General features: G+C 57.2%; 28 protein-coding genes. 12 read left to right on the top strand and 16 right to left on the bottom strand.

All coding sequences use genetic code 11. The annotated features are described in order from the left end of the window. Window positions 1-105 precede the first annotated feature (105 nt). Complete coding sequence (mpaA, locus tag WFN61_RS13430) at window positions 106-819, top strand: murein tripeptide amidase MpaA (protein WP_337038778.1); 714 nt, start codon at window positions 106-108, stop codon at window positions 817-819. On the opposite strand, the gene ycjG is transcribed toward mpaA, so the two are convergent. Beyond that, window positions 810-1,775: an L-Ala-D/L-Glu epimerase gene (gene ycjG / locus WFN61_RS13425; protein WP_337038777.1), complete on the bottom strand. Its 966-nt coding sequence runs from the start codon at window positions 1,773-1,775 to the stop codon at window positions 810-812. The genes mpaA and ycjG overlap by 10 nt on opposite strands. 128 nt (window positions 1,776-1,903) lie before the next feature. Between ycjG and tpx the strand changes: the two genes are divergently transcribed. Next, window positions 1,904-2,410, top strand: a complete 507-nt coding sequence (gene tpx, locus WFN61_RS13420; RefSeq protein WP_144814957.1) for a thiol peroxidase — start codon at window positions 1,904-1,906, stop codon at window positions 2,408-2,410. Between the two features lie 48 nt (window positions 2,411-2,458). On the opposite strand, the gene tyrR is transcribed toward tpx, so the two are convergent. The 7 genes from tyrR to pspA all read right to left on the bottom strand — a co-directional run bounded on the left by tyrR (window position 2,459) and on the right by pspA (window position 8,263). Further along, window positions 2,459-4,000, bottom strand: coding sequence for a transcriptional regulator TyrR (tyrR, locus tag WFN61_RS13415; RefSeq protein ID WP_257757798.1), 1,542 nt, complete (start codon window positions 3,998-4,000; stop codon window positions 2,459-2,461). A 131-nt stretch (window positions 4,001-4,131) separates the two neighbouring features. After that, entirely contained in the window at window positions 4,132-5,193 is a 1,062-nt protein-coding gene (locus tag WFN61_RS13410) for a YcjF family protein (RefSeq protein WP_257757799.1), read from the bottom strand. Continuing rightward, window positions 5,190-6,587, bottom strand: coding sequence for a YcjX family protein (locus WFN61_RS13405; RefSeq protein WP_144814951.1), 1,398 nt, complete (start codon window positions 6,585-6,587; stop codon window positions 5,190-5,192). The genes WFN61_RS13410 and WFN61_RS13405 overlap by 4 nt, the downstream gene beginning before the upstream one ends. Before the next feature lie 118 nt (window positions 6,588-6,705). Further along, window positions 6,706-6,924, bottom strand: coding sequence for a phage shock protein PspD (gene pspD, locus WFN61_RS13400; RefSeq protein ID WP_103820060.1), 219 nt, complete (start codon window positions 6,922-6,924; stop codon window positions 6,706-6,708). Between the two features lie 24 nt (window positions 6,925-6,948). Continuing rightward, window positions 6,949-7,305, bottom strand: coding sequence for an envelope stress response membrane protein PspC (gene pspC, locus WFN61_RS13395; RefSeq protein WP_144814948.1), 357 nt, complete (start codon window positions 7,303-7,305; stop codon window positions 6,949-6,951). Further along, window positions 7,305-7,529 carry an envelope stress response membrane protein PspB gene (gene pspB, locus WFN61_RS13390; RefSeq protein WP_042394252.1) on the bottom strand — a complete coding sequence of 75 codons (225 nt, stop codon included), beginning with the start codon at window positions 7,527-7,529 and terminating at the stop codon, window positions 7,305-7,307. The genes pspC and pspB overlap by 1 nt, the downstream gene beginning before the upstream one ends. 65 nt (window positions 7,530-7,594) lie before the next feature. Continuing rightward, window positions 7,595-8,263, bottom strand: a complete 669-nt coding sequence (gene pspA / locus WFN61_RS13385; RefSeq protein WP_144814944.1) for a phage shock protein PspA — start codon at window positions 8,261-8,263, stop codon at window positions 7,595-7,597. Between the two features lie 167 nt (window positions 8,264-8,430). Here pspA and pspF point away from each other — a divergent pair, with 167 nt between their 5' ends. Next, entirely contained in the window at window positions 8,431-9,405 is a 975-nt protein-coding gene (pspF, locus tag WFN61_RS13380) for a phage shock protein operon transcriptional activator (protein ID WP_144814941.1), read from the top strand. 122 nt (window positions 9,406-9,527) lie between these two features. Here the strand turns inward: pspF and WFN61_RS13375 are convergent, their stop codons facing one another. The 5 genes from WFN61_RS13375 to WFN61_RS13355 form a co-directional block, all read right to left on the bottom strand. After that, window positions 9,528-9,647 (bottom strand): type I toxin-antitoxin system Hok family toxin, encoded by a 120-nt coding sequence (locus WFN61_RS13375; protein ID WP_308219179.1) that lies wholly within the window; start codon window positions 9,645-9,647, stop codon window positions 9,528-9,530. Next, window positions 9,592-9,744 (bottom strand): DUF5431 family protein, encoded by a 153-nt coding sequence (locus WFN61_RS13370; RefSeq protein ID WP_238084897.1) that lies wholly within the window; start codon window positions 9,742-9,744, stop codon window positions 9,592-9,594. Before WFN61_RS13370 ends, WFN61_RS13375 begins: the two co-directional genes overlap by 56 nt. Window positions 9,745-9,930: 186 nt before the next feature. Continuing rightward, the gene (locus tag WFN61_RS13365; RefSeq protein ID WP_313574118.1) at window positions 9,931-10,506 is read right to left on the bottom strand and encodes a DUF4142 domain-containing protein; all 576 of its coding nucleotides are present in this window, start codon (window positions 10,504-10,506) and stop codon (window positions 9,931-9,933) included. A gap of 203 nt (window positions 10,507-10,709) precedes the next feature. Continuing rightward, window positions 10,710-11,054 carry an HNH nuclease YajD gene (gene yajD / locus WFN61_RS13360; RefSeq protein WP_103820051.1) on the bottom strand — a complete coding sequence of 115 codons (345 nt, stop codon included), beginning with the start codon at window positions 11,052-11,054 and terminating at the stop codon, window positions 10,710-10,712. Between the two features lie 65 nt (window positions 11,055-11,119). After that, window positions 11,120-12,037: a LysR family transcriptional regulator gene (locus WFN61_RS13355; protein WP_144814933.1), complete on the bottom strand. Its 918-nt coding sequence runs from the start codon at window positions 12,035-12,037 to the stop codon at window positions 11,120-11,122. A 141-nt stretch (window positions 12,038-12,178) separates the two neighbouring features. Between WFN61_RS13355 and WFN61_RS13350 the strand changes: the two genes are divergently transcribed. The 6 genes from WFN61_RS13350 to sapF all read left to right on the top strand — a co-directional run bounded on the left by WFN61_RS13350 (window position 12,179) and on the right by sapF (window position 18,961). Further along, on the top strand, window positions 12,179-13,585 hold the full coding sequence (locus WFN61_RS13350) for an MFS transporter (protein WP_337038776.1): 1,407 nt from the start codon (window positions 12,179-12,181) through the stop codon (window positions 13,583-13,585). Between the two features lie 90 nt (window positions 13,586-13,675). Then, window positions 13,676-15,322 carry an ABC transporter substrate-binding protein SapA gene (sapA, locus tag WFN61_RS13345; RefSeq protein WP_312178204.1) on the top strand — a complete coding sequence of 549 codons (1,647 nt, stop codon included), beginning with the start codon at window positions 13,676-13,678 and terminating at the stop codon, window positions 15,320-15,322. After that, a complete protein-coding gene (gene sapB / locus WFN61_RS13340) occupies window positions 15,319-16,284 on the top strand; it encodes a putrescine export ABC transporter permease SapB (RefSeq protein ID WP_144814927.1) in 966 nt (321 codons plus the stop codon). The genes sapA and sapB overlap by 4 nt, the downstream gene beginning before the upstream one ends. Next, window positions 16,271-17,161 (top strand): putrescine export ABC transporter permease SapC, encoded by an 891-nt coding sequence (sapC, locus tag WFN61_RS13335; protein ID WP_144814925.1) that lies wholly within the window; start codon window positions 16,271-16,273, stop codon window positions 17,159-17,161. Before sapB ends, sapC begins: the two co-directional genes overlap by 14 nt. Next, entirely contained in the window at window positions 17,161-18,153 is a 993-nt protein-coding gene (gene sapD / locus WFN61_RS13330) for a putrescine export ABC transporter ATP-binding protein SapD (protein WP_337038775.1), read from the top strand. Before sapC ends, sapD begins: the two co-directional genes overlap by 1 nt. Before the next feature lies 1 nt (window position 18,154). After that, the gene (gene sapF, locus WFN61_RS13325; RefSeq protein ID WP_144814920.1) at window positions 18,155-18,961 is read left to right on the top strand and encodes a peptide ABC transporter ATP-binding protein SapF; all 807 of its coding nucleotides are present in this window, start codon (window positions 18,155-18,157) and stop codon (window positions 18,959-18,961) included. Between the two features lie 87 nt (window positions 18,962-19,048). Here sapF and WFN61_RS20980 read toward each other — a convergent pair whose 3' ends face one another. Then, window positions 19,049-19,201 carry a DUF4113 domain-containing protein gene (locus tag WFN61_RS20980; RefSeq protein WP_409455615.1) on the bottom strand — a complete coding sequence of 51 codons (153 nt, stop codon included), beginning with the start codon at window positions 19,199-19,201 and terminating at the stop codon, window positions 19,049-19,051. 185 nt (window positions 19,202-19,386) lie between these two features. Between WFN61_RS20980 and WFN61_RS13320 the strand changes: the two genes are divergently transcribed. The 3 genes from WFN61_RS13320 to acuR all read left to right on the top strand — a co-directional run bounded on the left by WFN61_RS13320 (window position 19,387) and on the right by acuR (window position 21,893). Next, window positions 19,387-20,262, top strand: a complete 876-nt coding sequence (locus WFN61_RS13320; protein WP_312282390.1) for an NmrA family NAD(P)-binding protein — start codon at window positions 19,387-19,389, stop codon at window positions 20,260-20,262. Window positions 20,263-20,386: 124 nt separating this feature from the next. Further along, complete coding sequence (locus WFN61_RS13315; RefSeq protein ID WP_144819292.1) at window positions 20,387-20,977, top strand: TetR/AcrR family transcriptional regulator; 591 nt, start codon at window positions 20,387-20,389, stop codon at window positions 20,975-20,977. A gap of 259 nt (window positions 20,978-21,236) precedes the next feature. Further along, complete coding sequence (gene acuR / locus WFN61_RS13310) at window positions 21,237-21,893, top strand: acrylate utilization transcriptional regulator AcuR (RefSeq protein ID WP_337038774.1); 657 nt, start codon at window positions 21,237-21,239, stop codon at window positions 21,891-21,893. Between the two features lie 64 nt (window positions 21,894-21,957). Here acuR and acuI read toward each other — a convergent pair whose 3' ends face one another. Beyond that, the gene (acuI, locus tag WFN61_RS13305) at window positions 21,958-22,941 is read right to left on the bottom strand and encodes an acrylyl-CoA reductase (NADPH) (RefSeq protein WP_144814912.1); all 984 of its coding nucleotides are present in this window, start codon (window positions 22,939-22,941) and stop codon (window positions 21,958-21,960) included. A 319-nt stretch (window positions 22,942-23,260) separates the two neighbouring features. Continuing rightward, window positions 23,261-23,557: a hypothetical protein gene (locus tag WFN61_RS13300; RefSeq protein WP_312282412.1), complete on the bottom strand. Its 297-nt coding sequence runs from the start codon at window positions 23,555-23,557 to the stop codon at window positions 23,261-23,263. Window positions 23,558-23,986: the final 429 nt, after the last annotated feature.

Raw genomic sequence — 23,986 nt, 5'->3', positions numbered from 1 at the left:
AGATAAGGTGATATTTACTGCTTCGCTCGCATCCTGAATGAAACAATTTGAAAAGCGCTGCGCTTTGCCTAACACTTTGTTTATCCCCTGTCTGAAAGGATTGCTATGACCGCCTCACGCCCACGCGCCGAACGGGGCGCTTTTGCTACGGTAATGGAGCACTATGGTCGTTCGCGACTCGGCGCGCCGCTTGTCTGGTTCCCCGCCCCCGTTCCCTCCAGAGAGAGCGGGCTGATCCTCGCCGGCACTCACGGGGATGAGAGCGCGGCTGTCGTCACCCTCTCCTGTGCGTTGCGTACGCTTGAACCTGCCCTGCGCCATCATCACGTCGTGCTGGCGGTGAATCCCGACGGCTGCCAGCTTGGCCTGCGGGCCAATGCCCAGGGGGTCGATCTCAACCGCAACTTCCCCTCCGCCAACTGGCGGGCCGGGGAGACCGTCTATCGCTGGAACAGCGCCGCCAGCGCCCGGGACGTGGTGCTGTTGGCGGGTGATGCGCCGGGCTCAGAACCGGAAACCCAAAGCCTGTGCCAGCTTATTCACCGCCTGCACCCGGCCTGGGTAGTGTCGTTTCACGATCCGCTGGCCTGCATTGAGGATCCCACCCAAAGCCCGCTGGGAAACTGGCTCGCCGCGGCGTTTGCCTTGCCGCTGGTGCGCAGCGTCGGCTACGAAACGCCCGGCTCGTTCGGCAGCTGGTGCGCCGATATTGGCCTGCCCTGCATCACCGCCGAGTTGCCGCCGATCTCAAACGATGAGGCCAGCGAGCGCTATTTGCAGGCGATGACGCGCCTGCTGCGCTGGACGGATCAGAGATGAAGCTGGCCGGTGCTGAAGCGCAGCGCCGGTTCAACATCCACCGCCAGCCAGGTTGGTCCGTCAAGATCGGCAAAGCGCACCAGGGAGGCCAGCGGCAACGCCGCCGCAATCGCCCGGGAGGTGCAGAGCATGCAGCCCAGCATCAGCGTAAACCCCTGGGCCTGCGCCTCGCTGGCCAGCGCCAGCGCCTCGGTCAGCCCGCCGGTTTTATCCAGCTTGATGTTGATCATCTCATAGCGTCCGGCAAGGGTTTTCAGACTGCTGCGAGCGTGGCAGCTCTCATCGGCACAGATCGGCAGCGGGTGGATAAAGTTCTCCAGCGCGGCGTCATTGTTTGCAGGAAGCGGCTGCTCGAGCATCGCCACGCCGAGATCCGCCAGCAGCTGACAGCGCGCCGCCAGCCCTTCGCTGTGCCAGGATTCGTTGGCATCCACAATGAGCGTTGCCTCCGGCACGGCGGTACGTATAGCCACCAGCCGCTCGCTGATTAAACGGTCATCGAGCTTGATCTTCAGCAGCCGCGCCCCCTTCTCCCACAGCGCGGCCGCGCTGGCCGCCATCTGCTCCGGCGTGCCAATCACAACCGTCTGCGCCGTGGTCAAATCCGGCGGCAGCGCTACGCCCAGATGCTCCTTGAGGCTGACGCCCAGCCGACGAGACTCAAGATCCCACAGGGCGCTGTCAACGGCGTTGCGCGCGGCTCCCGGCGGCAGCAGGGACTGCAGCTGCTGGCGGCTAAGGCCATTCTCCAGCTGCGGCACGATGGTCATGATCTGGGCAATCACCGACGCATCGCTCTCACCATAGCGTGGATAAGGCGTGCACTCTCCGCTCGCCTTTATCCCCTCTTCTTCCAGCTCAACGACCACAACCCGAGCCTCGCTACGGCTGCCCCGCGAGATCACGAACGGCGAATGCAGCGGCCAGCTCTCTTCATAGACCTTAACTGTTCTCATTCCTTGCTCCTTTAACGGAATGTTAAAAGTATAGTGTTGAAAAGCGGGACAAAAATAGGTTTGCCGTGATTAAGGCCGATCACGTACACTAGCGGCGACGTTAACTATATGTAAACAGGAAGATATTCATGTCACAAACCGTTCATTTCCAGGGCAACCCGGTTGCTGTTGCTGGTGCTATTCCGGCAGTGGGTAGCAAAGCACACCCTTTCACTCTGGTCGCGAAAGATCTGACCGACGTTACGCTGGCGCAGTTCGCAGGTAAGCGTAAAGTTCTCAACGTGTTCCCGAGCATCGACACCGGTGTTTGCGCCGCCTCCGTGCGTAAATTCAACCAGCTCGCCACCGAAATGAAAGACACCGTGGTGCTGTGCATCTCCGCCGATCTGCCGTTCGCCCAGTCCCGCTTCTGCGGCGCGGAAGGCCTGAGCAACGTGATCACCCTGTCGACCCTGCGTAACGCCGACTTCCTCGAAAACTACGGCGTAGGCATTGCCGATGGCGCGCTGAAAGGCCTGGCCGCACGTGCGGTCGTGGTTATCGACGAAAACGACACCGTTGTGTTCAGCGAGCTGGTGAACGAGATCACCAACGAGCCGGACTACGAGGCTGCCCTGCAAGCGCTGGCCCAGTAAGCGTAGCCGCATTAAAAAAGAGCCTTCATCGCTGAAGGCTCTCTTGTTTTACTCCTCGCCCTTCTTCTGGCTTAAACCATATTCCCGCAACTTATTGGCGATAGCAGTGTGTGACACCCCCAACCGTTTCGCCAGCTTGCGCGTGCTGGGGTAGCTGCGATAGAGCTGAATCAAGACCGACCGTTCAAAGCGGCTGGTAATATCGTCCAGCGATCCCTCCATCGCCTCTTCCCCTACCGCCACGGTTCCCGCATCGTAGTCCGGCAGCAGAATGTCCTGCGGGCGCAGCTCGTACCCTTCCAGCTGCGTCAGCGCACGGTAGACCGCGTTTTTCAACTGACGCACGTTGCCCGGCCAGCTGTAGCGGGTCAGGACGTTACTGAGATCGGCAGCGAGCTTGGGACGTGGGACGCCCTGTTCGTCGGCAAAGCGGGCCACGAACAGCTCGGTCAACGGCATGATGTCCTGAGGACGATCGCGCAGCGGAGGCAGATCCAGCGTCAGCACGTTCAGACGGTAGTAGAGATCTTCCCGGAAAATCCCCTTCTGCACCAGCTCCACCAGATTCCGCTGGGTTGCGCAGATCACCCGCACGTCAACGTGAACCTCGTGATCCTCTCCGACGCGGCGGAAAGTACCATCATTCAGGAAGCGCAGCAGCTTCACCTGCATGCGCGGCGACATCTCGCCGATCTCATCCAGCAGCACCGAGCCGCCGTTGGCCTGCTCGAAGAACCCTTTTTTGCCTTCCGGCGCATGGCCAAACAGCTCACTCTCTACCGCATCCTCAGGGATAGAGGCGCAGTTCAGGGCCAGGTAGGGCTTCGCCGCGCGCGGGCTGGCAAGGTGGCAGGCATGGGCCAGCAGATCTTTGCCGGTGCCGGTATCGCCAACGATTAACAGCGGCGCGCTGAGCATGGCCAGCTTGCGAGCCTGGTCGATGACGTGACGCATCTTCGGGCTGGCGGCCACAATCTGATTGAAGGCGCTGGCATCCTGGCTGACCAGATCCTGTAGCTGGCGACCCATGCGGATAGTCGATCGCAGCATCACCACCGCGCCGGTGAGCAGCAGATCGCCGGCCTCGCCTTCGAGATGTACCGGGGTGATCTCCATTAAGAAGTTCTGCCCGTTGATGACCACGTGCTCATGGTGCGACGCCTGCGGATTGCCCTCCAGCCAGCGCTGGAAGTTAAAGCCGTTAATCAGCTGAGGGGCGGTGTGGTTGCGCAGCCGGGCCTGGCTCTGACCAAAAAGCTGACAGCTGGCCTGGTTCGCCAGCTCAACCTTGCTTTTCATATCCACGGAGAGCACCGGCTCGGGCAGCGCCTCCAGCAGAGCACCCATAGCGCGATGCTCGCGCTCGGAGGGCATCCATAAGACGGTGCGCACGTCGGTCACGCCGGAGATGCGGCGAATTTCAGCCATCAGGCTGCTGAAGTCATTAAATTCCAGTTCAGCAAAATTGAGGTAGATCCGGCCGATGGGGTCGATCTCAATGCCGCGTAAATCGATTCCCCTGAGCACCAGCAGATCCAGCAGCTCGCGGGTCAGACCAAGTCGGTCTTCACAAAAGACTTCAAGACGCATGGGAGTTGCCACCCTTAAACAGTCAATATATCTAAGAATGATAAGACACTTATCGGCAGTCAGGAAGCTATCTGTCAACAATTATTGACAGAGCGGTGGAAAACCCACCGCCATGGCGTAAAGATAAGCGTTCAATCACGCTTTTGCGCGCCGCTGCGCTGCATATTGGCCTTAAGCTCACCGATAAGCTGACGGCGGAAATCGGCCAGCCGGGGTTTATCATCCTCCAGCCAGGGCAGCGGACGGCATAGCTCCATCGCCTTGATACCGAGACGGGCGGTGAGCAGCCCGGCACCAATCCCCTGCGCGGCGCGAGCGGAAAGCCGGGCGGCGAGATCCTGCGACAGCCAGTCCATTCCCACCTCGCGCACCACTTCGCTGGCTCCGGCAAAGGCAATGTTGAGCAGCACCAGGCGAAACAGCCGCAATCGGCTGAAGTAGCCCAGCTCGATGCCGTAGAGTCTGGCAATGCGGTTAATCAGCCGCAGGTTGCGCCAGGCAATAAACGCCATGTCAACCAACGCCAGCGGACTGACGGCAATCATCAGCGTTGAACCCGCTGCCGAAAGGCTGATTTCGCGCCGGGCTTGCGCATCCACCACCGGCTGCACCAGCCGCGCATAGAGCGTGACGATCTCCCGGTCGCTTTGCGTCTCGTGAATGGCGGCGTACCAGCGTTGCAGAGCAGGATGCGCCTGGTCGATACCCGCCTGGCGGGCCAGCCTCTCGCAGAAATCGCGTCCTTTGCCCGTGCCATGGCTGTGCAACAGCAGGCTGGCCTCGTCGCGAGCCTCTGCCCGCTGACGCAGCCGCCACAGCCGCCGCCACTCACCGGCCACGGATCCTACCCCCGCGCCGACGATAAGCGCCCCCGCAGCACAGCCACCCAGCGCCACCCAGTCGTGGGTTTGCCAGGCGTCCATCGCCCACTGCACTCCCTGCCCAACCACGCTGATGCCAAACAGCGCCAGCCCGGCCAGCACCATTGTGCGCCAGAGGCTGCGCCGGGGCCGCAGCGCCGCCTCAACGCTCGCTTCCGGCTGTGGCGTATCGGTCAGTATCTCTTCAGCCTGCAGCGGCGTAAACTCTCCCGCCTCGGCATCGCTAAACGCCTGCGCGGCCTTGAACTCTTCACGCACCGGCATTGCAGGCTGTTCGGTAAAATCGACGCGTGGTTTGATGGGCTCGTTCATCGCAGCTTATCTCCCAGTAAAAATTCCAGCGCCGCATCAAGACGAATGTGCGGCATCGGGGTATCCACATCCATCACCCGCGGACGAAAGGCTTCAAACTGAAAGCCCTGCTTCTCCCAGAACGCCTGCCCCGGCAGCCGGGCGGGAACATCGCCTGGATAGACCGTTAGCGGTTTGCCATCGCTGAGGCGATCCCCACGCAGCGCCGGGATTTTGTCACCGTTGACGTCCACCAGGCCGCTCTCCGTGGCCTGTACCGCCGCCAGACCCAGGCAGTCGATATCGATCCCCTCAAAGGCGGCGTTTTGCCAGGCGTCGGTGACGAGCTGCTGGAGCAGAGAGACCATATTGGCATGCTGATCGACAGTAACGTGATCGGCTTTGGTGGCGGCAAACAGCAGTTTGTCGATAACCGGTGAGAACAGGCGACGAAACAGCGTCCGCTGCCCGTAGTGAAAGCTCTGCATCAGCTGGGTGAGCGCGAGACGCATGTCGTTAAACGCCTGCGGCCCGCTGTTGAGCGGTTGCAGACAGTCCACCAGCACAATCTGCCGATCGAAGCGCAGGAAGTAGTTTTTATAGAACCCTTTAACCACGTTTTCACAGTAGTAGTTGAAGCGCTCGCGCAGCATCCCGGCGTTGCTGCTCTTATCCGCCTGGGCCAGCTTCGCCTCGCCCGTATCGTCAACGTCCGGCCAGGGGAAGAACTGAAGCGCAGGCGCACCGGCCATCTCGCCCGGCAATATAAAGCGCCCCGGCTGGATAAAGTGCAGCCCCTCGGCCTTGCACTGGTGCAGGTACGCCGTCCAGGCATCGGCAATCTCTGCCAGTCGGTTTTCATCGGCCGGAGCCAGCGGATCCAGCCCTGCACAAAGCTGACGCCAGCGAGCGGACCACTCCTTTCGGTGACCCTGTAACATACCGGTCATCTGTCGTGACCAGCTGGTGTAGTCCTGCGCCAGCATAGGCAGATCCAGCAGCCACTCGCCGGGATAGTCAACAATCTCTAAGTAAAGGGTGGCGCTGTCGGTGAAATGGCGCAGCAGGGAGTCGTTTGAGCGGTAGCGCAGAGCCAGACGCATCTCGCTGACGCCGCGCGTCGGCGTTGGCCACGTCGGTGGCGTACCATAGAGCTGGGCAATGCCCTCATCCCAGGTAAAGCGCGGAGTACCGAAATCGCGCTGCGGCACCCGCTTTACGCCCAGCAGGCGCTCCTCACGAACCGCGCTGAAAAGCGGCAGGCGCGCGCCGTTATGAATATTCAAAAGCTGGTGGACCATCGCGGTGATAAACGCCGTTTTGCCGCTGCGGCTCAGACCGGTGACGGCCAGGCGCAGATGCCTGTCGACGCCGCGATTAACGAGGGCGTTAAGCTCAGATTTAAATCGCTTCATAGCCATCCTGTTTTGCCCTGAAGTGAATGTATCAATAAGAGAAGGAGTATAAAGCGGCAGGTGCAGTGGATCCACGCCCAACAAAAGCAAGCGGCGCAAAGGTTGCGCCGCCAGGGAATTATTTCATGTTGCGCGATACGCGCGTCGCGAGGCGTTTAAGCATCGGCTCCAGCGCCAGCGCCAGCAGCATTTTCACCGGACGGCGCGCCACGGATTTGATGGCCCAGCCCGCTACGCCCGCCGGGCCGTAGCGCAGCGCGGTCAGCAGCACCAGCTTGCCTGCAATTTTCAGTGCCGGTTTGGCTTTCTTGCCGGTCTGTTGCCATTTGCTATTCATCATTTACCTCGTTAGGTCATTAAATCAGAGCTGACGGAAGCGGCTGCGCAGCGAGAAGGTGTCGGAGGTGACGTAGCGCTCCATCTCGCGTAAACGCTTCTCGCCCGAGGCCAGCTCCGCGTCCACCGCATTCAGCAGTTCGCTGCTGGTGGGTGCCGCTTCGCCATCCATTCCCCCCTCCGGCATCGGATCGAGCACAAAGGTAAGAATGATGTAGGCGAGCACCACAAAGAGGAACAGGCCAAAAAGCATCGCCAGCACCGTAATCAAACGTACCAGCTTCACAGGTACGTCAAGATAATGGGCAATGCCGGCGCAGACGCCTTTCACCATTCCCTGCTGGGGAATTCGCCACAGTTTTTTGTTAAAAAATTCATTCATTAGCGATCCCTCCAGTTCGGGTGCTCTGCATCAAGAATAGCTTCCAGAGAGGCTATCCGCTCGCGCATCCGTTTTGCTTCGTCGTTGAGCTGGGCCAGGCGCTGCTGCTCGCTTTGCGAGAGCGCATCGCGACCGCTGCGGTTGTTGTAGTGCAGCCAGAGCCAGACCGGCAGGACAAACAATACAAACAGGGTCAGGGGAATAGCCAAAAATAGCGCGCTCATGTGTACTCCTTACAGATGAGGGGCGGCATAAATGGACGCCGCCCGGTAGTGTTCATCGTTTGTTATTATTGAATATCTTGTTTCATTTTGGCTTTCAGCTGCGCCAGCTGCTCGCTGATTTCATCGCTCGCTTTCAGCTCGGCAAACTCCTGGTCCAACGACTTCTGCTTGCCAAAACCGTGGCTCTCCGCTTCGGCTTCCATCTGGTCGATACGACGCTCGAAGGATTCAAAACGTGCCATGGCTTCGTCCAGCTTACCGCTGTCCAGCTGACGGCGTACGTCGCGGGAAGAGCTGGCGGCCTGGTGACGCAGGGTCAGTGCCTGCTGACGCGCACGGGTCTCGCTGAGTTTGTTCTCCAGCTCACCAATCTCTTTTTTCATGCGGGCCAACGTTTCATCAACCAGAATCACTTCCTGTTCAAGGGTGGTGATGATGTCGGTCAGCTTCTGTTTTTCAATCAGAGCAGCGCGGGCCAGGTCCTCTTTCTCTTTACGCAGCGCCAGTTCAGCTTTCTCCTGCCATTCCGCCTGCTGGGCGGTGGCCTGCTCAATACGACGCGACAGCTGTTTCTTTTCAGCCAGCGCACGTGCAGAGGTAGAGCGCACTTCAACCAGAGTGTCTTCCATCTCCTGAATCATCAGGCGCACCAGTTTCTGTGGATCTTCCGCCTTCTCCAGCAGAGAGTTGATGTTGGCGTTCACGATGTCGGCAAAACGAGAAAAAATACCCATAATGTAATCCTCATATTTTATGTAATCGGGCTAAGCCCTGCTGATTAGTTAATACAAGACCCGTGCCAACTTTTCATCTTATTGATTGTAAAAGAGTTGATTAATTTTACCGCTGCGGCATTTTGGACTACAGTGGTGAATAACACTAACTAATAGCGAATTTCATCATGGCGGAATACAAGGATAATCTTCTCGGCGAGGCCAACAGCTTTCTGGAAGTGCTGGAGCAGGTTTCACGCCTCGCCCCGCTGGATAAACCGGTGCTGATTATTGGCGAGCGCGGAACGGGCAAGGAGCTGATCGCCAACCGTCTGCACTTTCTCTCCGGACGCTGGGACGGGCCGTTTATCTCGCTGAACTGCGCTGCGCTTAATGAAAACCTGCTGGACACCGAGCTGTTTGGTCATGAAGCCGGGGCCTTTACCGGGGCGCAGCGTCGTCATCCTGGCCGATTCGAGCGCGCCGACGGTGGCACACTGTTTCTCGACGAGCTGGCTACGGCCCCGATGCTGGTCCAGGAGAAGCTGCTGCGGGTGATTGAGTACGGCGAGCTGGAGCGCGTCGGCGGCAGCCAGCCGCTGCAGGTCAACGTTCGGCTGGTATGCGCTACCAATGCCGATCTGCCTGAAATGGTACGCGACGGCACGTTCCGGGCCGATCTGCTTGATCGGTTAGCCTTTGACGTGGTGCAGCTCCCGCCCCTGCGCGAGCGCCAGAGCGATATTATGCTGATGGCAGAGCACTTCGCGATCCAGATGTGCCGCGAGCTGCGGCTGTCGCTGTTTCCCGGCTTTACCGAACGCGCCAGGGAGACGCTGCTGGACTACCGCTGGCCGGGTAATATTCGCGAGCTGAAGAACGTAGTAGAGCGCTCGGTCTACCGCCACGGCACCAGCGAGGTGGCGCTGGATGAGATTATTATCGATCCTTTCCAGCGCACCGCCTCTCCCGAGCCGGTTGCAGAAGCGCTCTCCCCCGCACCAGGGCTGCCGCTTGATCTGCGCCAGTTCCAGACTGAGCAGGAGAAGACCCTGCTGGAGGCAGCGCTACAGCAGGCTAAATTTAACCAGAAGCGCGCCGCAGAGTTGCTTAGTCTGACCTACCACCAGCTGAGAGCGCTGTTGAAAAAGCATGGGCTGTAGCACGCGGGATAGATAGAACAAAAAAGAGACTGCCAGCCTAAGCTGACAGCCTCTTATAAAGGCGCTTGCAATGCCCGGCACCATCAGTGATGAAAAGGCGGGGTTGCCCCCGCCCCAAGTTGCTACTTACCGGATTCGTAAGCCATCGAAGCAGCCACCTCCCTGCTCCCATCTCTGTAGCGAATTTCACACAGTGATTTTCGCGTCAGCCAGGTGAATACCAGCAGCGTTAAGCACACTATTAATACGCACCAGATGAGAGCGTTCCATGGCAGCTTCATAGCCTTCTTCTCCTTGCCTTGCGGCGGGTAAACGGCTACTCTGATGTTGTCTAGACATAGAGTCGGCCTCGTTGGTTAATTGAAAAATGACCTTCGGGGCTTTCTTCTTTCTGCCTCAGCACATCTTTACCGCTTCTACGTTATGAGGCAAAAAGCCTCAAGCGCCACGGCTATTCTACTCTATCTGTTTTCAACCTGTTGCGGCGCACGCCGCATAACGTACTGGTAGATGGCTACTACCCAGTTACTTATCTTCAGACATCTGCTGGGCGGATTTTAGATGCTGCTCAACCACCGGCGTATGCGCGTCGGCCAGCGCCTTCACATCCGGATCCTTGATCATTTTGGCATCACTCTGCAGCTTCGACAGCACCATCTGGTGATCTTTGGTGCCGGCGTTTTCCATATACATTTTGTCAAATGCGTCGCCGCTCTGCTTTTCCAGCTTGGCGGCCATGGCCTTGTGCATGGCGTCCGGCTCAGTCGGCAGCGTCACGCCTTTTTGCTCAGCCACGGTCTGTACCTTAGTCAAGGCAGCACCGTGATCGTCAACCATCTTCTGAGCGAAGGCTTTGACGTCGCTACTTTTGGCCTTGTTTAGTGCGATCTTGGCGGCGGCAATTTCATTGATATTGGCCTGCGCCATGTCCTTCACCGCTTTTTCATCACCGGCGCTGAGTTTAGCATTCGAGCCGGTCTGGCCTGCGGCATCTTTCTGCGCCACGCTGGGCTGCGTCTGGGCTTGCACGCCAGCAGTGCTGAACATAGCGACGACTGCTGATACGGCGAGTAGCCCTTTCAAGGTTGTGCTCTTCTGCATATTGTTCTCCTGATGACCATGGGTAGGGTTATACGAGGTAATTAACCGTGCGCAGTTTCTTATTTAATTACAACTGCAATGGTCAGTTCAGTATAGTGGAACAATGATATAAGGCAGCAGATTAAGCCAAAGTCCTAATCGGAGGAGGTCAGGAGATAGGGAAGTTGAAGACAGCCGCCCCACGGCGATCTGTCTTCATGGCATTACTTCTTGTTAAGCATCGCTTTCAAGTCAGCGAACGGATTATAGGTTGCCGCGCCCACATCCTTCTGTGCGTCTTCTCCCGCAACCACGGTTGTACCGTACTGATCGGCCTCGGTATATTTCGAGTGCTCGTGATCGTGGCAGTAGAGGCACAGCAACTCCCAGTTACTGCCGTCCGGTGGGTTATTGGTGTGATCGTGGTCGATATGATGCACCGTTAGCTCGCGCAGGTTCGAGTAAACGAATTCACGCGAGCAGCGCCCGCATACCCACGGATAAATCTTCAGCGCCCTTTCCCGGTAGTCTGACTCCAGACGGGCGTAGTTTTTAGGAATGATAGCCATGACGGGCAATCCTTACGATAACGAAAGTATGCCACTATAGTATGCCAATGCACGACGCTCGCCAATCACTGATGGGGAGCCGGGGCGTGCTTACGGCAGACTTCCAGCACAAACTGCCGCAGCCAGCGGTGCGCCGGATCGGCCTCAGCGCGCGGATGCCACATCTGGGAGAGCGTAATGCCAGGCACCTTTACCGGCAGTTCAAACATGCTATACGCTGCGGCAGGCTGATGGATAAGAAACGAGGCGGGGATCAGCCCCACCAGTTCGGAGGCCTGAACCACCGCCAGCGCAGCGGGAAAGCCGGGTACAACAGCAGCGATAGTCCGCTCAAGCCCCCGCTCAGCCAGCGCCATATCCACCGGCCCAGCGGTGTGCCCCCTACGGGAGGCGACCACGTGGCCATGTGCAAGATAGTCACTGATGCCCACCTCCGGCAGCATCGCCAGCGGATGTCCGGGGCGCACCACGCCGACAAAACGATCGCGAAACAGCGTCTGAATGCGGATCTCGGGGCCCATCTCACCGAGCACGCCTACCTCGAGATCGACCAGCCCTTCACGCAGCGCCTTTGCGCTCTTTTCGGCGCGGGCAACAAAGCGCAGACGCACGTGCGGTGCGCACGTCGCCGCCGCCACAATCAGCGTTGGACCAAAGGCCTCAATGAAACCCTCGTTAGTGCGCAGCACGAACGTGCGCTCCAGCGTCGACAACGCCAGTTCGGCCGGAGAGGGTCTCAGCAGCGTCAGGGTGTCAAACAGCGTGTGCTGCGTGCGTTCGCGAATGGCTTCTGCATGCGGCGTTAACACCATGTGGCGGCCAGCGCGCACCAGCAACGGATCGCCGGTGGTCGCGCGCAGGCGGCTGAGCGTACGGCTCATCGCCGATGCGCTCAGCCCTAAACGACGCGCAGCCCCCGCTACGCTGGCTTCAGCCAGCAGCGCGTCGAGAGCGATAAGCAGGTTCAGATCGGGTACGTTCATACATGTATCTTACTCTGCTGATTTGGTTTGAGGGAAGGCGTCTGGTGCAGGTTATTAGTGCAAACGCTGCGTCTTCCGCCAGACCTCAACTCTGATTACGCTTTACAGATCGAAGGCAGAAATATAAAAGAGGTGAACAGCGTGGAGCTTTTCTCTACAAGACCCGGGGATGAAGGTTTAGCCGGGCGCGAACGGGCCCTGACGATGGCTGCGGTGATGACCAGCACCACCATGGCCGTGTTTGACGGGGCCATCGTCAACGTTGCGCTGCCGCCCATCGCCCATGCGCTGGCGGTACCTGCTCAGTCCGCTGTGTGGGTCGCCAATGGCTATCTGCTATCGGCCGCGATGACGCTGGCAATTTTTGCCGCGCTTGCCCGCCGCGTTGGCTTTCGCACCCTGTTTGCCTTTGGACTGAGCCTGTTTACGCTGGCCTCGCTGGGCTGCGCCCTCTCCTCTTCGCTCTCGACGCTGACAGGCTGGCGCATCGTGCAGGGGATTGGCGGCGCAGCGACCTTAAGTATTGCTCCAGCGATCCTGCGTTCTGTTTTCCCTACTCGCCTGCTGGGGCGTATTCTGGGTCTGCACGCCCTGCTCATCGCCACCAGCACGGCTATCGCGCCGGTGCTGGGCGGTACGCTGTTGGAAGCGCTGAGCTGGCAGTGGCTGTTTGCCATTAATATCCCGCTGGGAGCAATCGCGCTAACGCTGACGCTGCAGGCGATCCCCAATAACAGCACGCCCGGACGCGGCCCCTTTGATATCGCCGGGGCGGCGCTGTCAGCGCTGATGCTGGGCGGATTCATTATGGCGGCAAACGCCTTCTCCCGGCCCGGCTCGCCGCAAACACAGCTGTGGATCGCAGCAGGCTATGGTGGCGTGGCGATGGCCGCCGGGCTGCTGTTTATCGGGCGTCAGCGTCGTGCGCCACAGCCGCTCATGCCGCTGGAACTCTTTGCCTCGGCGCGCTTTTCACTGGCGGCGCTCACCTCGCTGGCCTCATTCGTGAGCCAGGGGATGACGTTTATTGCTCTGCCCTTCCTGTTTCAAAGCGTGTACGGCTACAGCGTCTTTACCTCGGCGCTGCTGTTCACCCCCTGGCCGCTGGGTATTATGCTGGCCGCGCCCCATGCAGGACGTCTTGCCGATCGCTACCCCGCCGCGCTGATCTCTACGCTTGGTTTAGGGATTTTTACGCTGGGGTTAACGCTGCTGGCGCTGCTTCCTGACCAGGCCCAGGCATGGGATATTGGCATCCGCAGCCTGGTTTGCGGACTCGGCTTCGGCTTTTTTCAAAGTCCCAACAATCGTGAGATGCTGGCAAACGCCTCGCGGGAGAACAGCGGCTATGCCTCAGGCGTACTGGCCATTATGCGTACTTTCGGGCAGTGTCTGGGCGGGGCGTTGGTGGGCGTCATCCTGGCGGTCTTGGCACCCGCTGGCGCTCAGGCGGCAGGCGCGGTTCGCCTGAGCCTGTGGATTGCGGTGCTGGCGACCGTGCTGGCCCTCCTGTTTAGCCTAAGCCGCATACGAAAACAGCCTGATTGACGACTTTTACGCCGCTTACCCGCAGACATTTTTACGTGAGCCTGTTAAGTGCGATACACTTTGTAAATCGGTCTTACAGTTAAAGAAATTATGCGCCTGATTATATCTTCCCTGCTCATGGCAGTCGGCCTATTAAGCGGACACGTCCAGGCTGCGCCTGTGGATCCCGCTGCGGCGGATATTCGTGAAAGCGGTTTTGTCTACTGTGTCAATGGCCAGGTTAATACCTTCAATCCGCAAAAAGCGAGCAGCGGTCTGATTGTGGATACCCTGGCAGCCCAGCTTTACGATCGCCTGCTGGATGTGGATCCTTACACCTATCGTCTGGTACCCGAGCTGGCAGAGAGCTGGGAGGTGCTGGATAACGGCGCGACCTACCGTTTCCGCCTGCGGAGCAACGTTGCTTTTCAAAAAACGCCGTGGTTTACCCCGGGCCGGGCGCTCAACGCCGACGACGTCGTTTTTAGCTTCCAGCGCATTTTCGATCGCCGCCACCCCTGGCATAACGTCAACGGCAGCAGCTTCCCCTATTTTGATAGCTTACAGTTTGCTGACTCGGTAGAAAGCGTACGCAAGCTGGACAGTCGCACGGTGGAGTTTCGCCTGAAAAAGCCGGACGCCTCGTTCCTGTGGCATCTGGCAACGCACTACGCCTCAGTGATGTCGGCTGAGTACGCAGACCAGTTGGCTAAGCGCGATCGTCAGGAGCTACTGGATCGCCAGCCGGTAGGCACCGGTCCGTTCCAGCTTGCCGAGTACCGCACCGGCCAGTATATCCGTCTCCAGCGCCACCCGCAGTTCTGGCGCGGCCAGCCGCTGATGCCGCAGGTGGTGGTCGATCTCGGCTCCGGGGGAACCGGGCGGCTATCAAAGCTGCTGACCGGCGAGTGTGATGTGCTGGCGTGGCCTGCCGCCAGCCAGCTGACGATTTTACGCGACGATCCGCGCCTGCGTCTGACCCTGCGCCCGGGGATGAACATCGCTTATCTGGCGTTTAATACCGACAAAGCGCCGCTGAATAACCCAGCCGTCCGTCACGCGCTGGCGCTGGCGATCAACAACCAGCGTCTGATGCAGTCGATCTATTACGGCACGGCAGAGACCGCCGCCTCGATCCTGCCTCGAGCCTCCTGGGCCTATGACAGCGAGGCGAAGATCACTGAATACAACCCGGAAAAAGCCAAACAGCAGCTGGCCGCGCTGGGGCTGGAGAACATGACCCTGCAGCTATGGGTGCCGACCAGCTCCCAGGCGTGGAACCCCAGCCCGCTGAAAACCGCCGAACTTATCCAGGCCGATATGGCTCAGGTCGGCGTTAAGGTGATGATCGTTCCCGTCGAGGGGCGTTTCCAGGAAGCGAGGCTGATGGATATGAATCATGACCTGACCCTCTCCGGCTGGTCGACGGACAGCAACGATCCGGACAGCTTCTTCCGTCCGCTGCTTAGCTGCGCCGCCATTGAGTCGCAAACGAACTTTGCCCACTGGTGCCACCGGGAGTTTGATACCATATTGCAGAAAGCGCTGACCTCCCAGCAGTTGGCATCGCGCATTGAAGCCTACGATGAGGCGCAGACGATCCTCGCTCGCGAGTTGCCGGTGCTGCCGCTGGCCTCTTCCCTGCGCCTGCAGGCCTACCGCTACGATATTAAAGGTCTTGTTCTGAGCCCGTTTGGCAACGCCTCGTTTGCCGGCGTCTCGCGCGAACCGCAAAAAGAAGAGGTGAAGCAACCATGATCATCTTTACCCTGCGCCGCCTGCTGCTGCTGCTGGTCACGCTCTTTCTGCTGACCTTTGTAGGCTTTAGCCTGAGCTACTTTACCCCTCACGCGCCACTGCAGGGAGCATCCCTGTGGAACGCCTGGTTCTTCTGGTTCAAAGGGGTACTGCACTGGGATTTCGGTGTCTCCAGCATTAACGGCCAGCTGATCTCTGAGCAGCTTAAGGAGGTCTTCCCGGCCACCATGGAGCTCTGTATTCTCGCCTTTGGCTTCGCGCTGGTCGTGGGTATTCCTGTGGGCATGATGGCCGGTATTATGCGCGGCAAATGGCAGGACAAGTTCATCAGCGCCCTGGCCCTGATTGGTTTCTCGATCCCTATATTCTGGCTGGCGCTGCTGCTGACCCTCTTTTTCTCATTGACGCTGGGCTGGCTGCCGGTATCGGGCCGCTTCGATCTGCTGTATGAGGTCAAAACGGTCACCGGCTTTGCGTTGATTGACGCCTGGCTGTCAGAGTCGATATGGCGCGAGGAGATGATCATCAGCGCGCTGCGGCATATGGTGCTGCCGGTGCTGACCCTGGCGGTCGCGCCGACCACCGAGGTGATCCGCCTGATGCGCCTCAGCACCATCGAGGTGTTTGAGCAGAACTACATCAAGGCCGCCGCTACGCGTGGGCTATCGCGTCTGAGCATTCTGCGCCGCCACGTGCTGCACAACGCCTTGCCGCCGGTGATCCCCCGTCTGGGGCTACAGTTTTCCACGATGCTAACACTGGCGATGATCACCGAGATGGTGTTTAGCTGGCCTGGGCTGGGGCGCTGGGTGATCAATGCCATCCGCCAGCAGGACTATGCGGCTATCTCTGCCGGGGTGATGGTGATTGGCGCACTGGTGATTATTGTTAACGTTCTCTCTGACATCCTGGGCGCGCTGGCGAACCCTTTGAAACATAAGGAGTGGTATGCCCTCCGATAACGTCTATAACGAGAAGCAGACCCCCGGCGCGCTGCGCACGGTCTGGCGCAAGTTCTATGGCGATACCACTGCCATGATTGGTCTGTACGGCTGCGCCGGGCTGGTGCTGCTCTGTATTTTTGGCCGCTGGTTTGCGCCCTACGGCATCGATCAGCAGTTCCTCGGCTACCAGCTGCTGCCGCCCTCGTGGTCGCGCTATGGGGATGTCTCTTTCTTCCTCGGCACGGATGACCTTGGCCGGGACGTGCTTAGCCGCCTGCTCAGCGGCGCGGCGCCAACGGTAGGCGGTGCGTTTGTCGTTACCCTGGCGGCAACGATCTGCGGCCTGGTGCTGGGCGTCGTGGCCGGGGCAACGCACGGCCTGCGTTCAGCGGTGCTGAACCATGTGCTCGATACGCTGCTCTCCATTCCCTCTCTGCTGCTGGCCATTATCGTGGTGGCCTTTGCCGGGCCACACCTCTCTCATGCTATGTTCGCCGTCTGGCTGGCGCTGCTGCCGAGGATGGTACGCTCGGTCTATAGCATGGTGCACGACGAGCTGGAGAAAGAGTACGTGGTTGCCGCGCGGCTGGACGGCGCGACGACGCTCAATATTTTGTGGTTTGCGGTACTGCCGAACATGACCGCAGGCCTGGTGACCGAGATCACCCGCGCGCTCTCGATGGCGATCCTCGACATTGCCGCGCTGGGCTTTCTCGATCTCGGCGCGCAGCTGCCCTCTCCGGAGTGGGGAGCGATGCTGGGCGACGCGCTGGAGCTGATCTACGTCGCGCCCTGGACAGTGATGCTGCCGGGGGTGTCGATCATGGTAAGCGTGTTACTGGTTAACCTGCTGGGCGACGGGATCCGCCGTGCGGTCAATGCGGGGGTGGAATAGTGCCGCTACTTGATATTCGTAATCTGACCATTGAGGTCAAGACCAGCGAAGGCTGGGTCAGGGCCGTCGATCGCGTCACGCTGACCCTTGCCGAAGGCGAAATCCGCGGTCTGGTGGGCGAATCCGGCTCGGGCAAAAGCCTGATAGCCAAAGCGATCTGCGGCGTGACCAAAGATAACTGGCGGGTCACCGCAGACCGAATGCGCTTTGACGACGTCGATCTGATGCGCCTCTCGGCGCGCGAGCGGCGGAAAATCCTCGGTCATAACGTATCGATGATTTTTCAGGAGCCGCAGTCCTGTCTCGATCCGTCGGAGCGCATCGGTAAACAGCTGATGCAGAACATTCCGGCCTGGACCTATAAAGGCCGCTGGTGGCAACGCATGGGCTGGCGGAAACGGCGCGCCATTGAGCTCCTGCACCGCGTCGGCATTCGCGATCATAAAGATGCAATGCGCAGCTTCCCTTACGAGCTGACGGACGGCGAGTGTCAGAAGGTGATGATCGCCATTGCGCTGGCGAACCAGCCGCGCCTGCTGATCGCCGATGAGCCGACCAACGCCATGGAGCCCACCACCCAGGCGCAGATTTTCCGTCTGCTGACCCGGCTCAACCAAAACAACAACACCACCATTATCCTGATCAGCCACGATCTGCAGATGCTGAGCCAGTGGGCAGACAAGGTCAACGTGATGTATTGCGGCCAGACCGTAGAGACCGCGCCGAGCGAGGAGCTGATCGCCACGCCGCATCACCCCTATACTCAGGCGCTGATCCGCGCTATTCCTGACTTTGGCAGCGCCATGCCGCATAAAAGCCGCCTGAACACGCTGCCGGGAGCGATCCCGCTGCTGGAGCATCTGCCGATTGGCTGCCGTCTTGGGCCGCGCTGCCCCTACGCCCAGCGTAAATGCATTGAGCGTCCCCTGCTGGCCGGACCCAAAAATCACCTCTTTGCCTGTCATTTCCCGCTGAATATGGAGAAGGAGTGAGATGGTCGACACCCTGCTGGAAGTACGCAACCTGAGTAAAACCTTCCGCTACCGCACCGGCTGGTTCCACCGCCAGACGGTAGAGGCGGTTAAGCCGCTGAGCTTTACCCTGCGAGAGAAGCAGACTCTGGCGATCATTGGTGAGAATGGCTCTGGTAAATCGACGCTGGCGAAGATGCTGGCGGGCATGATCGAGCCGACCACCGGCGAGCTGCTGATTGACGATAGCCCCCTGCACTATGGCGACTACTCGTTTCGCAGCCAGCGCATCCGCATGATTTTTCAGGATCCCTCGACCTCGCTGAACCCGCGCCAGCGCATCTCGCAGATCCTCGACTTCCCGCTGCGCCTGAATACCGATCTGCCGCCTGAGGCACGACGTCAGCGGGTGATTGAGACCCTGCGCATGGTCGGGCTGCTGCCGGATCACGTCAGCTACTACCCCCATATGCTTGCCCCCGGCCAGAAACAGCGTTTGGGGCTGGCCCGCGCCCTGATCCTGCGTCCGAAGGTGATCGTCGCGGATGAAGCCCTGGCGTCGCTGGATATGTCGATGCGTTCGCAATTAATTAACCTGATGCTGGAATTGCAGGAGAAACAGGGTATCTCTTATATCTACGTGACTCAGCATATCGGTATGATGAAACACATCAGCGACCAGGTCATCGTGATGCACCAGGGCGAAGTGGTTGAGCGTGGCAGTACTGCTGACGTGCTGGCCGCCCCGCTGCACGAGCTGACCCGACGCCTGATTGCCGGCCATTTTGGCGAGGCGCTGACGGCGGATGCCTGGCGAAAAGACCGCTAGCGCCACGCTTTAGGGTGGTCGGATTAACACATATGGCGACACGTGCTATTTGCCCATTTCAGATGGGCAATCACGGCGGAACAGGCTTTATTTGGCCCGCACGTTCGGCTGAACTGCCCACCGCATGGTGTACTGCGGCGAAAACATTTCGCGCTTCATTTGCCTGACCTTCTGACTCCCCTGCCCGGTAAAACACAGCGCTTCCTTTCCAGGTCTGTTTAGTTTGCTCGTGAGGGCCATCAGTTTGTCAATGTCCGCTTAGTGCCAGAAGCGGACGTTGCTTAGCGGAGTACAGCATTAGGCCCCCCTAAGCAATAAAAGTGTAAAATCTCTAAAAATGTCACTTGGTGTCATAATGTGCATTTGGTGACTATACGTGCTGTAATGTATGTGCCGAACTACATTACGCTAATGGAGACACGAATATGGGTAAGAGGGTTTTAGTTTTAGGAGCTACCGGCTCTGTGGGTTCAAAGGTAGTGGCAGAATTCGACAAAAACAGCGATGGCGTTGAGGTCATACTGTCATCCAGTCGACCGGAAACAACCAGGAAATGGCAGAACGAAGGGCGGAATGCAATAACACTGGACCTTAACGATCCTGAGACGTTTGCTCCAGCTTTAGCGAACGTCGACAGGGTATTTCTGCTAACAGGATATACGGCGGATATGCTCTATCAGAGCAAAAAACTTGTTGATGCCGCAGTTGATGCGGACGTAAAACACATCGTCCATCTGGGTGTTTTCACATCCCGTCGGGATATTCAGCCACACTTCGTATGGCATGACTTAATCGAAACCTACATTCAGGCAAGCGGCATAGCCTGGACTCACCTTCACCCGAACATTATCACAGATGCGATACTGGCCCGAACTCCATCAGTTAAAGAAACGGGGTCGTTTATGGGCTATCCTGGTGACGTTCCTGTCGGCTGGGTTTGTACTGCCGATATTGCCGCCGTAGCCGCGGCGGTCTTGCGTGAAGGACCGCAAAAGCATGGCGGGCAGGATTACCACCTGAGCGTTGAAGTTCTCCGTGGAACAGAAGTGGCAGATATTTTGTCCAGACATCTTGGAAAGGCAATAAAATACGAGCCAATTGAGCCGGCAGGCCAGCGGTCTTATCTTTCTTCAATTGAGGATACAGGGTCCCGTTACTACATGCAGAGTGCTGCCATTACGATGGAACTGGCCGCCGAAGGACGACTGGCCTATCAGGCTGTGGTCAAAGATGATGTTCAGAAAGTACTGGGGCGGCCGGGCACAAAAATGGATGAATGGGTTCGCCAGAATCTGGGTTAAACGGCTGTAATTTACCTGAGCCTTCTTACCCTGTGATATCCTGAAGTCCACCGGACAGTTCAGGTGGACTCTTTCCTTAACCTGTACCGAACTGAGCTAACCTTAATCCAGATAATTTAAAAATATGAATACACGCGCTTTGGCCCGAAAGGCCATAAAAGAACAGATTGCTGCTTCTGCATTTGAGCTTTTTCAGCAATACGGCTACGAAAAAACCACGGTAGAAATGATTGCTCATGCCGTGGGGATGTCAAAGCGTTCCTACTTTAGATACTTCCCTACTAAAGAAGATGTTCTTTTGGATTCTGTTCATCTTTTTAAAAGCCGCTTTTTGAACCGGTTCAGAGAGCTTTTGGCTTCAGAGGACATCTGGGAAGCCCTCAAATACGCGCTTAATGAATTTGCGGTGAACTGTGCTGAACCCGGAGGCGGAGAGGTACAGGCCTTTATTCGTAAAACCCCCGCGTTACTGGCGCGACAGCTTGAAATCATTGAGATACTGCTTGAAGAAACCACTGAGTTATATCTGGAAGAGTGCAACGTTGACACGACATTCAACAGACAGACTGTTAACGCAATTATCCGCTCGGGTTTCGCCTGCCTGCAGTCCTCCCAAAGCGGCGCTTCAGAGAAAGCCTCAGAGAAGATATTCTCAGAGCTCATGACCGCAATGAAACCTCATATCCTGATAAATCCCATTCCTTCTGTTGAGTGACTTATGTCCGCTCTTCGCTCACAGCGGACCTTAAACGCAGTTAGTATTTCCGCTTTGTTCCAGAAGCAGATATAGCGAATTCGCCATTGCACTGGATTAGTAGGTTTACTTGAACGGCCTGCGATGGCGTTTTGGCAACAGGCAATGCCACTGTCCAGTCGGCATATGCGACCACCTCGTCACCGCATGGATAAACTGATTGAAGCTCCCGCACAAAATCACTTATTCTTTTCCGTTAATAAAATGCAGGAGATGAGTCATGACTGGCGAAAGTCGCGGGCGGGGAAGGCCACGAAAGACAGAGAGTACCTACGCAGATACCCGTAAAGACCTGATCCGTAGCGGACTTGAACTGCTTACGCAGAATGGTTTTCTTTCGACGGGAGTTGATGCCATTGTCAAAAATGCCAGTGTCCCTAAAGGCTCATTTTATTACTATTTCAAAAGCAAAGAAGAGTATGCTCAGACCGTTCTGAATGCTTATGACAGTTTCTTTGTGCATAAACTCAAAAAACATCTGCATGATTCATCCTGTACACCACTGATGCGCCTGGAAAATTTTATCGACGATGCCTGCTACGGCATTAAAAAGTACAATTTCACCCGGGGCTGTCTGGTTGGCAATATGATGCAGGAGAGTCCGGGGCTTCCACTATCCTTTATTAAACAGCTACAGGATATACTTGAGCGCTGGCAGGCACTTGTGGCGACCTGTCTGTCCGACGCGTTATCTTCGGGCGAAATCTGCTCAGATATGAATAATACACAACTGGCGTCCATTTTCTGGAGTGGCTGGGAAGGCGCCGTAATGCGCGCCAAACTTTATTGTTCAACCCAGCCTGTGTACGACTTCTGGAGCTACTTCAAAACTTCAGTACGCTATCAGCCGTCGCAGGAAGTGACGGCTGAAAAGTAAAAAGAGGGGCCGCGGCCCCTTAATAACAAGTATCAAACCCAGACTGAGCCTGGCTTCCATCTCATTAGCTACACTGGATTACTGCCCGGCCGCGAATTCCGCCACTCAGAAGTTTTTCGGCCACATTAATGGCATCACTGAGCGGGTAAACGGTGGTCAGACTATCCAGTCTGGACTCTGGTAAATACTGAACCGCCTGCTGCCAGATCGCTGCTCTTTTTTCTTTCGCAAACATGACACTGTCAATCCCTTTAAGCGTGATGCCACGCAGGATAAACGGAGCCACATTACCCATCAGCTCCATACCCTGTGCCATGCCGCAGGCTGCAACAATACTGCCGTACCGCACCCCGGCACAGGCATTGCAGAGCGTGTGGCTACCGACTGTATCAATGGCGGCAGCCCAGCGTTCTTTCTGTAACGGTTTTCCGGGGCAGGAAAGCTCGGAACGATTAATAATTTCGTCTACACCGACTGTTTTATAGAGCCAGGCGGCTTCATCCGGGCGACCAGTAGAGGCGGTTACGCGGTAACCCATCGACGCAAGGATCATGGCCGCAATACTCCCGACACCTCCGCTGGCACCGGTAACAAGTACCGGTCCATCTTCAGGCTTAACGCCATGATTCAGGAGCGCGTCGACACACAGCATCGCGGTAAAGCCAGCTGTTCCGATTGCCATCACGTGTTTGCTGTTTGCGCCAGTCGGGAGCGGCGTCAGCCAGTCTCCTTTTACCCGTGCTTTTTCGGACAGCCCACCCCAGTGTTTTTCCCCTACACCCCAGCCGGTCAGGAGAACCTTATCTCCGACCTGATATTCTGGATGAGAACTGGCGGTCACCGTACCGGCAAAATCAATTCCAGGCACCATTGGAAAGTGACGGACAATAGGCCCCCGGCCGGTAATAGCCAGTGCGTCTTTGTAATTGACGGATGAATAGTCAACATTGACCTCCACATCCCCCTGCGGCAGCTCACTTTCAGCGATTTCAGCAAGTTGCGCACTGTAGCGTTCATCTGTTTTGTTGATTAGTAAAGATTTAAACACTTTCACCTCATCTGTCTGGTCATTTACCGTTCAGTCATTAAGTCGTTAATAAATAATATTGACCGATCGTCTAATAATCAACACTACTCTCCCAATGTTTTGTCAGCATTCAAGAATTACTATTTTTTTCATTGGCTTAAAACTGTATTTTTTGATCAGTATCAAGCTGGATTCGGGTTTATCTGGTGCAGAGGAGAAAAGTCAACGGTCCTGGAGGGGGCACAGTTAATGCTTCAGGATACGGGTGATGATGCGATGAAACAGGCTGGCTTTGATAAGTTTATCCGCTTTTCGCTCATAGCTGCCGTTGGCTCTGCTTCTACAGAGCCAGCGCCGCAACAGATGCGCGGATTTCAGTGTACCAATGGTTAACGATGGGAATTTCATCCAGGAAGCAAAAACCTAATCCGATCATCATAAGGCTTGCCATCATTTGAGCAATCACGCTGAACCAGTACTCAATAGGTTTAGTTTCCTTGTGAATATACTCCTTGCGATCGCTCCCCTTGAATCTTTTGGTATAGATTCCTCGACGCAAAAAGATGATCGATTGAACAAACGCAAGCGGGCCCGTCAGGAAAATTGAACATACTACGAACCAAAATTGGAAGCCCATCACCTTTCATTCCATCTAATGATTTATGTCCATTATTGCACAGACAGAGCACATCTTTTTGTAGAACAAACTCAGACGGGTGCCATGATGGCGATGCCGTTATGTCTCTGGTTGGATGAGGCGAACATGGTGCAGGGTGATATACTTGACGAAGGCAGGATTCCTTCTGGACTGATCAGGGAAAATGACCCACCGCCCTTTCACGCGTTGCGCACTTTATCGGCACGTTTGCACGCCCGATTGCGCAATAATGAGTCTGCTCAACACCTTCTGGGAAGTGAGTCCAGGGAGACGTCTGAGAAATATCGTGACACAAAGGGCAGTGAGTGGGATATAATTTCGAGCTAATTTCGAATGATTTTGAAATGCCTTCTGCAAAGCTATGATTTGCAAGGCAAAAAACAAGCAATGAATATAAGGATTAGAGCT

This window comes from Pseudescherichia sp. AS216, from assembly GCF_037152055.1.
In the GTDB taxonomy this organism is placed as follows: domain Bacteria; phylum Pseudomonadota; class Gammaproteobacteria; order Enterobacterales; family Enterobacteriaceae; genus Pseudescherichia.
The sequence above is the reverse complement of the archived record's forward strand: the minus strand, read 5'-3'. Positions and strand labels throughout refer to the sequence as shown.